General features: G+C 40.6%; 12 protein-coding genes and 1 tRNA gene. 3 read left to right on the forward strand and 10 right to left on the reverse strand.

Translation table 11 applies throughout. The features are described 5' to 3' along the window. Positions 1 to 73: 73 nt before the first annotated feature. From F461_RS0114665 to F461_RS0114675, 3 genes are all read right to left on the reverse strand, one after another. Positions 74 to 1426: an esterase/lipase family protein gene (locus F461_RS0114665; protein WP_020001920.1), complete on the reverse strand. Its 1353-nt coding sequence runs from the start codon at positions 1424 to 1426 to the stop codon at positions 74 to 76. A 35-nt stretch (positions 1427 to 1461) separates the two neighbouring features. Continuing rightward, positions 1462 to 2991, reverse strand: coding sequence for an SIR2 family protein (locus F461_RS0114670; RefSeq protein ID WP_020001921.1), 1530 nt, complete (start codon positions 2989 to 2991; stop codon positions 1462 to 1464). Positions 2992 to 3184: 193 nt separating this feature from the next. Continuing rightward, entirely contained in the window at positions 3185 to 3790 is a 606-nt protein-coding gene (locus F461_RS0114675; protein WP_020001922.1) for a TIR domain-containing protein, read from the reverse strand. A gap of 113 nt (positions 3791 to 3903) precedes the next feature. On the opposite strand from F461_RS0114675, the gene F461_RS0114680 reads away from it, so the two are divergent. After that, a complete protein-coding gene (locus F461_RS0114680; RefSeq protein WP_020001923.1) occupies positions 3904 to 4113 on the forward strand; it encodes a hypothetical protein in 210 nt (69 codons plus the stop codon). A gap of 366 nt (positions 4114 to 4479) precedes the next feature. Then, a complete protein-coding gene (locus F461_RS18105) occupies positions 4480 to 6975 on the forward strand; it encodes a toll/interleukin-1 receptor domain-containing protein (RefSeq protein ID WP_020001924.1) in 2496 nt (831 codons plus the stop codon). Between the two features lie 214 nt (positions 6976 to 7189). Here the strand turns inward: F461_RS18105 and F461_RS18805 are convergent, their stop codons facing one another. The 5 genes from F461_RS18805 to F461_RS0114710 form a co-directional block, all read right to left on the reverse strand. Further along, positions 7190 to 8917, reverse strand: coding sequence for a relaxase/mobilization nuclease domain-containing protein (locus tag F461_RS18805; protein ID WP_020001925.1), 1728 nt, complete (start codon positions 8915 to 8917; stop codon positions 7190 to 7192). Continuing rightward, the gene (locus tag F461_RS18115; RefSeq protein WP_020001926.1) at positions 8914 to 9297 is read right to left on the reverse strand and encodes a plasmid mobilization protein; all 384 of its coding nucleotides are present in this window, start codon (positions 9295 to 9297) and stop codon (positions 8914 to 8916) included. The genes F461_RS18805 and F461_RS18115 overlap by 4 nt, the downstream gene beginning before the upstream one ends. A 12-nt stretch (positions 9298 to 9309) precedes the next feature. Next, on the reverse strand, positions 9310 to 10764 hold the full coding sequence (locus F461_RS18810; RefSeq protein WP_211211864.1) for an integrase arm-type DNA-binding domain-containing protein: 1455 nt from the start codon (positions 10762 to 10764) through the stop codon (positions 9310 to 9312). A 318-nt stretch (positions 10765 to 11082) separates the two neighbouring features. Next, entirely contained in the window at positions 11083 to 11967 is an 885-nt protein-coding gene (locus tag F461_RS0114705; RefSeq protein ID WP_020001928.1) for a tyrosine-type recombinase/integrase, read from the reverse strand. 130 nt (positions 11968 to 12097) lie between these two features. Beyond that, positions 12098 to 12174: transfer RNA gene (locus F461_RS0114710), tRNA-Arg, on the reverse strand. A gap of 540 nt (positions 12175 to 12714) precedes the next feature. Between F461_RS0114710 and F461_RS0114715 the strand changes: the two genes are divergently transcribed. Continuing rightward, positions 12715 to 13611: a DMT family transporter gene (locus F461_RS0114715; RefSeq protein ID WP_020001929.1), complete on the forward strand. Its 897-nt coding sequence runs from the start codon at positions 12715 to 12717 to the stop codon at positions 13609 to 13611. Between the two features lie 55 nt (positions 13612 to 13666). Here F461_RS0114715 and F461_RS0114720 read toward each other — a convergent pair whose 3' ends face one another. Then, positions 13667 to 14785, reverse strand: a complete 1119-nt coding sequence (locus F461_RS0114720) for an ABC transporter permease (RefSeq protein ID WP_020001930.1) — start codon at positions 14783 to 14785, stop codon at positions 13667 to 13669. Next, complete coding sequence (locus F461_RS0114725; RefSeq protein WP_020001931.1) at positions 14782 to 15912, reverse strand: ABC transporter permease; 1131 nt, start codon at positions 15910 to 15912, stop codon at positions 14782 to 14784. Before F461_RS0114725 ends, F461_RS0114720 begins: the two co-directional genes overlap by 4 nt. Between the last annotated feature and the right edge of the window lie 9 nt (positions 15913 to 15921).

A 15921-nucleotide genomic window follows, 5' to 3' on the forward strand; every position in this document is an offset into this window, starting at 1 on the left:
ACCCATGCTCGAATGCTACTTCCTGTAGAACCTTAAAAAATCAAATTGAGAGCAATTCATTTTTTTACATAAATCAATTTTCAGACTGCGTTGGCTCAGTGTTGCTAAAATCCCCTTTAGCAACACTTAATGGTTCAAAACGAAAAGTTTCATCATCAACTATTCGTTTCAAAACTACATCTATAAGCATCGTTTGATTTGGCTTTAAAATGTCATGAACAGCATAGCCATTTGACCGAAATTCGATTGGAACATAACGGCAAAAGCCAACATCTGGTCTTGCGTTAATTCTAATTCCAAAATGGCTTTCCTCTCCCATCTGACTGTGATTTATATAATACACAAGCGCCCCAGACTGCTTATTATACTGTCGATCTTGAAAAAAGCCCTGAGGTAGCATGTCAGGGCGATAAGATTCTCCAGCAAGCAATAACATATCAAAATCTTCGATAATGTTGCCTCGGTCATCCCGTATGCGAAAAATTAACATCGAAAATTTATCTGTTGTTTCTTGATTCAACTGTAATTGCGCATTAAAATCATGTGTTATATTTTCATAGTCCTGACGAGAGGCTACTTTCAAGCAATCCAAAATACGTGAAACAACAGGTTCATTACGCTTAACATTACGCATAATACCAAAAGCTGTTCCAGAATGACTCGCCTCAGGAATAATGGCTAAAGGAGTTGAAGGACTTTGAACTATGCCACGAACGGGGCTAAGCAACGCAATTTTTTTTCCATCAAAACCAATCAGTTCAGGATCATTGTTTTGAATAAGCTCAACATACTGGTAATTCATATTCGCACTACAAATCCGAATAACACCATCTGACCCTGGCTCAACTAAATAGCTATTAATAAAATCATAAAAGCTATTATCAATTGTTTCCCCAGTCAGAACAAAAGAATAACAATCGCTGTTTTCTGGGGAATAATCTAACCAGGCCATATTTAACTCACGTTGTTCATTACTTCCAAGCTGAAGCCAACGTAACAGTTGAATGCCTTGCTCAACACCTTTAAATAACTCTTTTGCAAACCTAACTAATCTTTTTTTCCCTAAGGCAGCCAACGCGGAACCATGGTTAGCCGGTGCTAACATTACTAAGTGTTTTAAGGGACAATTAGAAAAACCATTACTTCCGTAATACAAATGCATCCATAAACGAATTACCGGCCCACCGGTAGAATGGGTAATACAAGAAAACTCTTCTTTCCCAACAACATCTAATCGAGCCTTGTTGAAAGCCCGAGCTACATCTTCTAAAGTTATTTCATCATCAAAGTTAATATACCGGCCTAAGAAAAGATCTTCTGTTTCAATAGATAGCTCAGGAGGGGCTGAGATCTTTAAGGCATCTGGAAGCTCACCATAGCTATCAAAACTCGTAACATTCCAACCATGAACAAATAGTAACTTCACTTTCATTCTCTCAAAAAGTAGTTGATTAAAAAATCTTAATAATCTTCAATCGATTCTCTTGCCCCTTCCCCTCCACACACAAAGAAATCATATGCACAAAGCAAGAATTTATAGTTGGTACTCTTGAGCTTGCCAGAATATTGCAACAAGTAACCTTTTAAATCCTCTGAACTAATATTTTCTTTGTAGTAATTCCAAAGTATTACTACTTCCTTTTGGCTTGCAGTAATCGCATCAGACTCAAAAATGTCACTTATTGAATGAAACTCCATTTGATGTCGCCTAGGTATACTATTAATTTTTGACTTTAATTTATTTTGTTGTTGTAACTGCAACTCATCTAATCTTTCAATTTCATGGCATATTTCACCAAAGGCATATATCGGGAAATATTGATTAGAATTAATACGTTGTTTATTGATTACCCTCAGCAGGGCTCGATTATCTTCTTCAATAATTTCAAAATAATTTGCCATCATTTCTGCTAAATTTTGATATTCATACGATATGGTCTTTTCCGAACCAACAGCCAACACTAAGTCCCCATTTTGCAAGGAATCTATGTCTTCTGTAATTTTTACAGAAATTGAACCACCTGTGACTATTTTTTTCCATACCTTTTGAACTTTTCTAATATCCATTGCTGACACTGGTAGCTCAAGGCTGGATACCGCATCATATACTGCGACATAGTTATCTGTTTTGATCTTATTGATCCTAACCGTAACATTTTCGTTTATCACGATATCATGGTCGACAATCTCAGTTGAGTCACTTCCTGTTTGATACTCAATAAGCAAAAACTGACTCCGAATAACCTCAGCTTGTTCAGAGTTATAATCAACGTAGTTGAAAATAGTTTGAAGCAACTCCTTAATATTTTGATCTCCCACACTATAACCAATAAAAATTATTGGATTATGAATAAAAAGGGATAGTAACTGCGCTCGAATAAGCTCATATTTCGCCTTAAAGTGCTCATAGTCATTTTCTGTTATGATAATATTAGTGGGATCTGTCACACAGCCATGAATTTTATATACAGAGCCATATTGATTACTAAGCAATAAATTATTACCCACAATGGGGGTAAACTGGAATAAATCTTCAATTAACAGATCATAATTAGTTGTAATTATGGAACCGATATTTTTGCGCATTCTTCTAAAAGCAGTTAATTCTTCTTGAATACCGTCTCTGTATTCAATATTTCGTAACACTTCAGATAAATAGATCTTTAACCTACTTAAAAAAATGTCTTTTTCAGCATTTTCATAAAATATATCATTTACATATTTAAACTTACCGTTACGCTCTGAAGTCGCAACTACCTCAAATTTATCGCTCAGCATGGTGGCAAGTTTATCAAACCTAGCACTCCCTTCCTCTCGACATTCCAATTTAAGGTCTAAGTAATCTTCATTATTACCTGTAAGCTCAAAAGCGATATGCTTAAGCAAACCGTCCCATGAATAGGACGATTCTAGATATCTCAAACTAACGCCAGTACCAATAAAGAGCACAGGATGATTACGATAATTGCTAACAAATTCAGAAATATTCATTATAGCATCCATAATTAAGCAAAATTAAAATAATATTTTCTTAAATGACAACCTGTTATGAAATATAATTAAAATTTACAATTGTAAACCTAACAACCTATTTCAACCGCTTTATTCATGTAAAAAAGGATGTTACATTTGCAACATCCTTTAAAAATAACACATCGTTCACTATCAATTCGATAGATCTATATTAATTATTTCGCTTGCGCATTGGGCGAGACATGTCATATTCACACTTCCCCTTATCATCGAAGGTTTTATTTATAAGAAATCGTAGTTTCTCTGGATCAGTACACACCATGTTCCAATCCGTAACAGAAATATGAACGTTCTCTTTAAGCAAATTATCGATTATACGCTCAGGAACATCTGGATATAGTTTATGATACTCTTCACGTTTACTGAATTTTTTCCATGAGTCCAAGTTTGGATATATAAACTCTTGTTCCCCTTCATGTGCAACCGTGCATCCATTACATTCTGCATCAGGCAAATGAATTACCACTATCCCAGATTGTTTATTTTTTACCCCATTATACATGCTTGAATAAAGTTCCCAATCAATGTGTTTTCGATTCTTTGTTTCTGTACCAACAAGTAAAATCGTTACAGTAGTATCCTTAAGATAGTTATCTCGTATTATCGTACGTATCTTTTCCGGTGGAAGATTATCTTTTACATTTCCAGTATCAACGGATCGATCGATAAAGATCTCATCTTTCTTATTCATATCAAGAAGCTTTTGCTTGTAATCTTGATCATTCTCGTGATGGTAACTAATAAAAACCTTATGCATATCTACCTCGCAATTTTTTCTAAAAATATAATTTACATTTTATATATTCCATTAGAAATTTTTTTGTACAATGCGCAACGAACTGCATTATCCATACAAAGGAACTACTAAAAATGGTAGATCTGGGTGCTATTAGAGCGCCACTGCTTATGCATTCAAATATTGTCATTGAGCTTCCTTATATTTTTCTCGAAACGATTCGTTCGACTGTTTACAAATTAAAAAACGGTCGTAACATTTTCGCCCGCCCTGACAATAGAAAAAAACTATTAGAACAGACCATTAAAACCCAGCACAGAGAACTTACACGCTGGAGTTTTTAAAAATACCAACAAAATCAATACAAAAAGAGCTCGCAACCAATCAGGCTGCGAGCTCTTTTTGAATACAATACCGTAAGGGATGGAGTCTCATTGGGGTACATAAAAATTCAAAATTGAAAATCCATTTCCCCACCATATTATAATGAAACTCATCGAAAAAACTGGAGTTTTGTTTCCAGTCATTTTTGCCAAGCTACCTCCAAAATAATGATACAACGTCAAAGACTACGAAGATTTTGTGTAAATTTACCTTCTGCAAAAAACATCCCCCATCCTCCAATAAATTTTTTTACCATTTCCAGACCTGAGTTGCTAAATAAAAAAATTAAGCTTAGCAATGCGTTACACACCCTAGAAGGAGTTATCATGCCAACTTGTTTTCTATCTCACAGTAGTAAAGACAAAGCTCATTTTGTATCTCTAGTTTCTGACAGGCTAAAAAGTCACTTCCATGTAGTGGATGAAAAGTCTTTTGAAGAAGGCGAAAAGTCTATTGACGAAATCATCAAGAATTTAGATCGAACTGACATTTTTGTTTTATTCATTTCAAATGATTCCCTTGAGTCAACATGGGTGCTTACAGAAATCACTGAAGCAAAAGACAGGTTGGATAAACACGAGCTTAAAAAATTCTATCCAATAATTATCGACACAAATGTAACCTACTATGACAAAAGGCTCCCAGACTGGCTACGGGAGTATAACTTAAAGCCTGTCTTAAAAGTTGCCGCTGTAGTACGCAGAATCGAAAAAAAAATTCGTGAAGTATCTTGGGAACAACATCCACAACTTAAAGCGCGAAAAAAAATTTTTATTGGCAGAAACGAACATATTCAAAAATTTGAAGAAAGATATGCTGATTATGATCAAGGTACCCCGATCTGCTTTATAGCTTCAGGAATAAAAAAAATTGGTAGAAAATCTTTTCTCACCCATTGTTTTGAAAAAGTGAGTTTCTTTGATGAAAGTTACAAGCCAGCACTAATCGAACTGCAACAAGATGAAAGCATAGAAGATTTTATTCTTAAAATTTATGACCTTGGTTTCACAGAGCACATTGAAACCAGAAATTTAATGAAAACCCCCATCGAAAAGAAAGTAAATATTGCATTTTCTCTTATGAAAGATGTCCAAAGAATAAAAGAAGTCGTTATGATTAACGACAATGGCTGCTTGGTTACTAGAGAAGGTCGTTTCACGGACTGGTTCGACTCCTTATTAACAAAACTCTCACAGCATACTGATCGGGCTACATTTATTATTGCCTCAAGAACTACAGTGAAAAATTTCTTCTATAGGACACGTGGTGAAATCTTTTCAATTTTTATCCCCGAACTTGAGCAAAAAGAACGTGCAGGTCTATTTAGACGTTATCTAGATTTATATAATTTGGAGCTCACTAGAGAAGATTTTAACTTATTTAGTTCACTACAAAAAGGCTACCCAGATCAAGTAGCCTTTACTGTAGACTTAATACGTGAATTAGGAGTCCCAAATCTTAAGCGTGATACAAAAAAAATTGTAGATTACAACTCAGAGCTAGTTAACATAACCATCCAGGAATATAATGAAAACAAGAAGGCAATAGGCTTATTAGCTTTCTTTTCTAAATTTGATTTTGTTAGCTACAAGCTTGCTGATGACATTATTGGTAAGGATGAAGAATCTTATCTGCTACTCAATGAGTTTACAAACACAGGTGCATGTGTCCAGATGGGTGTTAATGGGGAATTTTTTAGAATTAACGATATGCTTCGTGATTATGTTCAAAGAACAAGATACGAAATTCCTTCTCAATTTGAAAAAGCAATGAAGCAACACGTTGAAAACTCTTTGGCGAACTATGAAGATGACTTCGACCTTTCCGATCATTTAAGCACAATAAAAGAAGGGTTGATTCAAAAAAAGATTGCACCATCCGATAGCCGGATCATTCCTTCAATTTTAATTAAAACGATGCGAGACTTATATCATCACTCAAAAGCATACGGCGATGTTATTTCTTTCGCTAACAAGTTCTTAGAGAATGAACAGTATTTAGATCGAAATATCGTATATGAAGCAAAGTTTTTCTTATGCCTTTCATACTCCCGAACTAGAAATGATAAGGCACTAAAGATTGCACATCAGTTCCCTGCACCAGAATTAAACTTTCTTAAAGGCTTTTACTATAGAAATGCTGAAAGATACGCTGACGCACTAGAACAATATAAGAAAGCACTCGCAATTACCCCTTCATTTTCAAGAGCTCAAAGAGAACTTGTAAACGTTTATATTAAGCTTGAAGACTATGACCTTGCATTAAACTTAGCGAAACAAGGTTACAACAACAACAAAAAGAATATATACCTAGCACAAGCATATTTTAACTGCTTAGTTCGTAATTTAAATCCCACTCATCTGGCTAATAAAAAAGAGATCTTACTTGAAATAATTAGTTCCCTTGAGTCCAATGTTTCAGAAAAAGCAAAAGAAATGTCATATAGCGCGAGAGCATTATATAGCTTCTACATAGAGCAGGACTATACAAGGGCACTAAATACAGTAGCAGAGGCTATGATCCTTCTACCGCATAATATTTATCCTATAATGACAAAATTTGATCTTGCCGAAAAAAGTTCAGACCTTTCCACAATGGAAAAAGCTCTCAAGGAGCTTCAGTCGATAATAACGTCATCAAGTAGATTTGTTGCTCCTATCGCAAAGATGGAAGCTAGTATTGCTTATAAGAAAGGAGATTCTGAACTCGCACTTCATATTTTAAGTAAAAAACTCGGAAACTATCCTGCCGATAGTCTTGAAAGGATAAAACGTAGGCTTATGAATGGAACATTGTCTGGAGACAATGTGGGGCCAAAATAGATTTCGAAAATAAAAAAAGCCTTTACACGAAAACATTTTTTTCAAGTAAAGGCTTTTTTTATTCGGCACCCGGATCAGAAATTGAACCGGCACGGCCGTCAGGCCGAGAGATTTTAAGTGTAAGAGTTTCGACTTGATCTGACAGATGATCGGTCAAAAGGGCTATGTGTCAGATCAAGTATGAACCACTACATTTTAAGTTCATCGTAATTATTCACTCTCTTTTTCGTCCAAACCGTCTTGCTCTCAGCTTTTCAGCAAACTTGATAGCTTCAACATCATTGCTCACATAAATGTCCTTAAGGCAATCCCGCACCACACCGCCATTCTTAAGTTTATAGGAAATATTCCCCTCATTATCGACAGTGTAGGTCATACCTTCCAGCAGCTTCACCGCAGCATGTTCTTTAAAGGCAGTCTTCTCTTTCGGCTTTGCTGACTGAAGCACGGCCAGCGCTGCCGTGTTACCAGCTTCGGCCTGTTGACGAAGGAATTCGTTCCAGTTGCCGTATGGAATCTCTTCTTTGATCTTGGTACGCTGCTCTGCGTACTTTTTATTCAGCAGTTCTTCATGGCGTAGTTGTTCGGCCTTGGCCGCATTGACCAAGTATCGCTTTTCTTTCCAGCTCAAGGTGCTATCAATTTGATACTTTTTAATCTTAATCTTCCATTTAAGCTTCTGGTCTCGGGTCTCTTGTTCCCTTCGCTCCTTTTGTTCGTTGAACAAGCACTTACGCCTTTCAATACCGACTTTATATTTCTGATACAGCTCGCCACGCTCCGGATCACGGTGAAGAGGCTTGCTACTGTAGTGACGTTTCGGCTTAACCTGTCGCCCTCCTTCAAGTTTTTTAAACATGCCGAACTTTGCTTCTAACTTAGCCTTTGAGTACTCTCGCCCAAGGCTGCTAAGTTTAGCATGAGGCTGATTCTTGCCCCTAACAGTAAGGTCAGCAATTACTGCGCCCCTACCACGTTCTTTGAGTGTAACGTTCAGCTCGTCCTGTAGAGTATTCTGGAAGCTTTTCCACGAAAGCGCTGAATCACGCGCAGCGTCGATAACCCCTTTGTGCCGTTTCAGGTAGCCATCAAAGCTTTCTTGGCCAGTGTAGGCTTCCAGCGCTTCCGCTTTTTCGTTATTCTCCGACTTCGCTTGAGAACTCGGCTCGAAGGCTTCCATCGTTTGGTAGAAATTTTTCTTCGTCTCGAATGCGCCCAGACGCTCTTCTAAGGCTGTTTTACTCAGCGAGGTGTGAATCTCTACGCCAGCAACTCTGCATCCTCTACCAACCCCTTCAAAGGGAGTGAGCTGAACATCTTCCTTGCAAGTCATCTGCAAACCAAACAGAGCCATTGTTGCGTGAACATGCTCCCATGATTGAGCCGCGTTAACTGCCGGCAAAATCCTCTCTTTTCTATCTGTGAGGTAGCAATGCAGCTCCTTGCGTTGCTTCCTTCCCGGGTCGATGGCTATGTCATATTCTTTCTCAAGCTTCCGGCACAACTCATCGCGCTTCCAGTAGTCATAATACGGGGCATGGCGAGTTTTCTTTTCTGGGTGAATCATATTGTATGCAACGTGCATATGGGGGGTAGCTGTATTGTTATGTATCCCGCAATGGCGCTGGTGATCTTCAAACCCAAGCACTTCAGCAAAGCGCTCTTCAATCTCTTTGAAATCTTTCTCAGTAAGCTTTGCTTCGTCTTCCGGCCGGAAAGAAACAATGAGGTGGTAGGTCTTTTCTTTCTTCGTACGCGTATTGCAATCCTGGGTCGCCAACACTTCAGATATGCCTAATTGAAAATCATCCCCAGCCATGCAGCCGGCGCTCCACGCCATAAGGCACTTCTCACCTTCATGCGAAGCATCGGCAATGTAGTTGGCCAGACGTGCGTAGTTGTCGTTCCTCGGCTTAGGAGAAGGCTGTTTCGTTGATATCATCGCCTTCTCTCAGAGTCCCGCTTCAGCACGACGCGTTCAGTTGTACTGATGAGCTGTCGCAGCTCCTCTTGCCTATCCTCAATCTGATGTAAGATTCGGCGCACTTCCTTATGGCTCGCTATCTTGTTCACACCATCAGTTAACGCCAACTTAAAAAGACCGCCAAGACGACCTAGGTCAGCATTGACCTTCAGCAGATTCAGGAATGCTTCTTTATCCACCTTGGAGTTAACTTCCTGCCCCAACACAACACGGCGCATGAACTCAGATACAGAAAGACCGCATTGCTCGGCCAAGGCAACAATGCGGTCACGTTCTGATTCTGTCATGTATGATTTCATGCAGACCTTACGTTTCTTTTCTGGAGATTTTTGATTCATAGAACTGGCTCGCTATGCCACCTCTTTTAAGGCCAGTGCCGCGCTTAGCTTACCCCAAACAATAAGCAACACTTTGAGCACATCTTTTTCTGGAATAAACTCAGGCGAGCCAATTCCAGTCGTTCTTTCAAACTCTTTCATTACTTCTTCATAAGAGCGAGTCTCCGCATGATACACCCATAAATCCAGTGCGCCACGTAGCATGGAATAACTCTCATCTGAGCATAGCGTCTCTGTCTGAACATTTGGAATATGCGGCCGCTCTATTCCCATCCAGACGTACTCAAGGGCTATCTCATAGGATTCAAGCCCCAAGTCTTCCAGTCTTGCCAGTTTAAAATACGCGCACAACTCTGCGGAAGTTTCATCATAGGTCCTATTTTCTATGGCGGCATAAATTCGTAATGCACCTTTTAAGGCAAGCATTCTCCTGGCATCGATGCAGGGTTTAATCACGCGAGGCGTAACCTGCTTAACTGTATTCGTCGTGGCAACCAGCGGACGACATAACGCAAACTCTTCAGCAACATGGAGCATAAAATCTTTAACTCGCTTTCCAGAATAATGCTGCATCATCAGATTAAATCCGGCCTGTGTCATTGCCACGATAGAAATCCGCTCTCTTCCTTCAACAACTGCTTCACCAATGCGAAAATTATGCTCCATTACTTCGAGAGACTGCTCAAGAGCCCAAATATTAGCTACCACATAGCTGTGTTCAACTTGCAATTCCTCAGCAACTGTCAATGAAGTTATGACATCAAGTTCCAAATATTTTTGCAAATACCTTCTGCCCAGAGAAGAACTCTCGACCACTGGGGCTACCTCGCGGTTAAAGTAGGCATCTTCTAGCTTCTCGAAAACATCCCATGCAGCGTCAGTTTCAAGCATTTTTGCGTGACGAGCTGCGCCGCGTTCTGTCCAAAGAAGCACGGTTGGGGTTTGGGTAGAAATTTCCACTTGGCCTCTTTGAGAGGCTAAGCGCTTTATCTCTCGAAGTGCTTCTCCTTCTAGCTTGAAGTAGTGCTTCCCTTCGACAAACCGTGCCTCATTTCTTTTATAATTCTGCTTAATATTTTTTACGTTACATCCGTAAAATTGCGCTAGTAACTGCGTAGGAACGACCGGCATTTTTCTATAAACCAAGGGCTCACCAAGCTCGAACTCAACGGGAGCTGGTAGTTGAACAAGATGTTCTTCTTCGCCCTGCTTCTTCTGTTCTACCGGATCAATCCCACGCGCTATCAGTTCTTCTGCTGCCATACGCATACCGCGCGCGTCTTTTAGCCCCACATCTGGATAAGAACCAAATGACATTCTGTTGCTATGCCCGTTCAACTGGTACCTATAACGCCAATGTTTCCTTCCTTCGGGAGTAATTTCCAATTGCAGTCCATCTCCATCGGGCAATGCATATGTTTTTTCAGCCGGCTTTGCGTGTTTGATCTTTAGTGTATTCAATTTCATTGCAGGTTTCTCCCTGTGCATGTCTTCAGACTGTATTGTGTGTTTTCTTACGTTGAGCCGGTAGGCGAATAAGTTCTTCTCCACCTTTAGGTGGCAGGCTGTGATGTGGCACCATTCGAAGAATGGGACCACATCACATGTCCTGCCTACGGACTCCGAAAGAGGAAAACATACGAAGCAAGATTAATCGAGAAATTTTGGAATGTTATTGGTTCGGCTCGAATCGGCTTGAATCGACTCGATTGTTCTCGATTATTCTTGAATCCGCTCGACTCTGCTTGCATAAAATCGGCTGTAACCTATTGAAATTTATTTCGCTTATACGGTTGACCGCATAAACTTTTGCATATAATTATCAATGTACGTTACAGCTTCTCTTCCTTGCTGAGGAGCCAGATGGGCATAACGCATAGTCATTTTTATATCGCTGTGCCCCAAAAGGTGACTCACAACAGCAATAGGAGTTCCACCTTGTACAAGCCATGAGGCAAAGGTGTGACGTAACGTATGAAAAACAACGCGCTGGCGACGGTCTCGCATACCGTTGTTTAAGCCGCAGGAATTAACAACTCCTCGATAGAGCTTTCCAGCAAACTGAATTTTATTTCCGTGAATGGTAGTAAATAGATATGTTCCCGTATTACGGGCAAGGTAGGTTTTAGCAATCGCTTGTGCTGCATCATTGAGCGGCACAACCCTGTTATCTGACTTTGTATCTACGACAGCAACAGTCTTTGCTAAAAGATTGATATGTTCAGGAAGTAAATTGAAGATTTCTCCGGAGCGTAAACCGGTAGAAAGTGCGAAGAGAGTTATGTCATGCCATAACTCGGAACGCCGCTTCAGTTCATTAAGTAAGATCGCAGCTTCTTCTAATGTAAGAAACCGTGTTCTATCATTCTGAACCTTGGGCATTTCAAATATTGGCAGTGGTCCCTGATATAATTCCCACTGGACGGCCTTTCGAAGAATTCGGCGAAGTAAGCCTAAGACGTGGTGCACAGATTGTGGACTAAGTTGTTTTGCTTCGATTTGAGATCGAAGGCGGAGAACGTCGATACTTCTAACGGCATCCAATTCTTTGGCACCTAAGTAGGGAGCAATATGCATTTCCCACACTCGAATGTCAGTTTTTGGTTTGCGTACAGAAGGTAATTTTAATTCTTTATACAGGTCCCACGCGGATTCAACAGTAGGTCTCATAGTTTTTTCCCCCTCGTTTAAAGTTTTTACTTGAAACAAGCGGAAGCAAGAACTATGACTAGTACAGTTTTCATTAAACATAAAAAAAGTCCTTAAAGAATAAGAACTTTTGAACTCTTCAGATAAGAGATGGTGCGCCTGACAGGAGTCGAACCTGTGGCCTGCCGCTTAGGAGGCGGCCGCTCTATCCATCTGAGCTACAGGCGCGTTTGAGATGCGACTTTTACTCTCATTATTGGGTAAAGGTCAAGGAAAAGTCTGTAATGATTACTCTTACCTTTTTGCCTCTTGTATCTTTAAGAAATTATCTTTTAATTCCTTAAAGATAACCTATCAAAACACCCTGCCTTTATATCTCTTTAGTCTTTTTTCTTAATTTATTTCGTAACGTTTTTGTCCCATCCAGATTTTTTTGCCGCACCTTGTACAATTAGCTCTTATCACTATACGTAACTCCAGCATGTTGTACTCAATTGCACCTATCATTCTTATCTATTTTTTGTCTGTCTGCAGTCTTAGATTGTATTCTCTACTCTTTCCTGCTACTGCGCGATTTCAACTATCATATTTTTTTGATAGATGCTGGTGATTACTATTTACTTTTTCGAAGAACTCTATCGCACCGTGTTTGTATTCGCTACCTAGTTTAAATTTATACTAAATTTTACTCACTAAACTGCGAGTCACAGGCTGAGTGCGATATTTTTTCCTTCTATTTAATGTATTGTACAAATAACGAGTGTACCAATGCCTAGTTCTAATACGTCTTCAGCTCTACTGAGTGTTTTCGCAGGTGCCATTTGCATCAGCTTTTCAGCTATATTTGCAAAACTCGCCAGCACTAGCCCTGATGTCTCTGCTTTTTATCGCACATTCATTGGCGGATCGTGCCTACTTATTCTATCACTTTTTCAATGTCGTGAAGCCATCTTTATTTTACTGAAAAAGCATTTCGGCATGCTATGTCTGGGTGGAGTCCTTCTCACACTGGATTTAACAGCCTGGCACCGCTCAATCAACATCTTAGGCCCCGGAGTCGGGACAATCCTCGTTAATTTTCAGGTATTCTTCCTTGCTGTTGCCGGTTGGATTTTCTTTAAAGAACGCATCACAGTCCGTTTTGCCTTAGCCGTCCCTCTGGCGCTTGCAGGACTTTGCATGCTTATCGGCATCACACTCGACAACCTCCTAACAAGTGAATTCTCAGGCATTGGACTTGGACTTGCCGCAGCACTGTGGCTTGCATTTTACACCCTCATAGTACGCCATATTCAAGTACGTAGCCCGAAGATTTCACCAATCGCAGTAGTAGCGCTCGTATCACTTGCGTCTGCTGCCAGCATGGGCATTTTCTTTATATGGAACTCCACTTCAATAGTTATTCCAACTGCAACAGACGGCATATGGCTGTTCCTCTACGGACTTGTAAGTCAGGCCACAGGCTGGCTGCTCATTTCTCGCGGGCTGCCAAATATCTCAACCTCGCAGGCAGGATTAACAATTCTCATCATGCCTACACTCTCCTTCATCTGGGATATTCTCTTTTTTGCCCGACCAGCAGGTATTATGGAGCTTGCAGGTGGCATTCTCGCATTAACCGCTATCTGGCTCGGAACCTCTTCACAGGCAGGAGCTAAAGAATAAGGCTATTAACGCCCCGCGAAAATCGCCCCTGAAAGTTTTAGAAGGCAAATCAAAACTACTGCGTTCTGTGCCGAAACATAACAGCGGCGGCGGGCATAGTTACGGCAGAGATTATAAGCAACGGCCATATATAATGCCATATTGTGGATAGCTCCGCTCCCATGAGAAAGATATCTCGCAAAGCCTGCACTACGTATCTGAGAGGATTAACAAGCGTACCATTTTGCAACCACTGCGGCATGTTACTTATAGGTGTAGTAAACCCGCCAAGTAATACTGATGGCATAATAAAGACAAACGCACCGAGTAAACCTTGCTGCATTGTCACGGATATGGATGAAATAAACAGCCCCACTCCAACAACTGCTATCAAAAATGCTAAAAGTACGATGACAAGCGCAACAATTGAACCCCTGAACGGCACATCAAACCAGTAGGCTGCTGCGAGAGACAGTATTGTTGCGTCCATCAGTCCAAAAAATACACATGGCACGGCTTTACCAATTAAGATTTCTGCTGGTTGAAACGGTGAGACGAGAAGTTGATCAAATGTGCCAAACTCTCGCTCCCGTGCCACAGAAAGCGCAGACAAAAGCATAACAATAACCATGCTTATTATCCCACCCAAAGACGAAACAATATACCAACGCGTTTCCATATTTCTATTGAACCATGAACGCTGAATAAGCGAAATACGGGGGCTGGTGGAGACAAACCTGGCCTGTAGAGACTCGCCATACTGTTCTGTTATCTCTTGCACATAGCCAAGGGCAACAGACGCAACGTTGGAATTGCGTCCGTCAGCTATGACCTGTAGGACTGCCGGTTCATGATTACGAACCCTGTCTGCAAAATCAGTGGGAATATGAAGCACGAGCCGCACTGCTCTATTATTAATCAATTCTGGGACCTGTGCTGTTGTGTCCAGCATACCCACCAGTGAAAAATGTGGCGACCCGCTGAATCTACTCAATAATGAACGAGAGAGCACAGTATTCGACTCATCCAACACAGCATACTCCACATTTTGCAGATCAAACGTTGCAGAATAGCTGAAGACAAAAAACTGTATTAACGGCGGTACGATGATTACAAAACGACTTTTGGGATCAATCAGAATCAGTAAGAACTCTTTCACGATAAGTGTAGCAATCCGCTGGAGTATTTCGATCATTGCGGCAACCTTCGTCCTAATTTTTTACGGGCGGCTACGAGCAAAACAATACTCATTATAACCAGTACAAAGCTAGCGGGGAGCAGCACAGACCACACATTACCTGCCAAAAACAACGTTTGCGTAATGGTAACAAAGTACTTAGCGGGGATAATAGTACTTATATACTGAACAATCACAGGTGTGCTTTTTAAATCAAACATTAGTCCAGACAAAAAGAAAGCCGGAAGAAACGCAGACAAAACCGATCCCATTGCTGATACAAACTGAATTCTGGCGGCAGAGGAAATAAACAGCCCGAAACCCAGTGACGCGAGCAAAAAAACACTGCCCAGACAAATAAGAACAAACAACGACCCGCGAAGCGGTACATGGAATAAAAAAACACCAAGTGTAATGGAAAACCCCATACCGATCATACCAAGCGCATAGTACGGTAACAATTTACCTAAAAGAATCTCGTTCGCCGAAATCGGCGTACTCAGCAAAGCTTCCATAGTTCCACGTTCCCACTCCCGAGCTATGACAAGTGCGGTAAGCTGCGTGCCGATAAGGGTCATTATTAACGTCAACAAACCAGGGATAAGAGAATATGTACTATTTGCTGCGGCATTGAACCATATACGTGACTCTAGGATAATGGGAGGAGAGTTGTAACTTCTGCCGGACTGATTTGCGGCATGCTGCGCCCATAATCCGACGGTATTCCGAACATACCCTTCAACAATACGCGCCCTGTTTGCATCGATACCGTTAAGAATAAGTTGAATTGGTGCTTCTACCCCCGATTCCAGTAACGAAGAAAAATTAGAACGAACATGCACAATGCCGTCAACTTCGTCTGCTTGCATACGCTGAACGGCCTCCGCCATTGAACGCACTGTCACCGGAGAAAAATAACGGGATAATTGAAACCGCGCCTTTAACTCTTGCGTGACGGGAGTCTGTTCATCAACCACAAGCGCAATCGGTACATTCGTCGGTTCCAACGAGACGCCATAGCCAAAAATAAGCAACAACAAAACAGGCATCACAAGCCCCAACAACAAACTGCTTGGATCACGTTTTATTTGCAGCATTTCCTTACGGATAAAACCGCGAAGCCGTATATATGATATCCCTGTCATATGAGTTCC

Origin of the sequence: Halodesulfovibrio aestuarii DSM 17919 = ATCC 29578 (assembly GCF_000384815.1) — a bacterium.
Classification (GTDB): domain Bacteria; phylum Desulfobacterota; class Desulfovibrionia; order Desulfovibrionales; family Desulfovibrionaceae; genus Halodesulfovibrio; species Halodesulfovibrio aestuarii.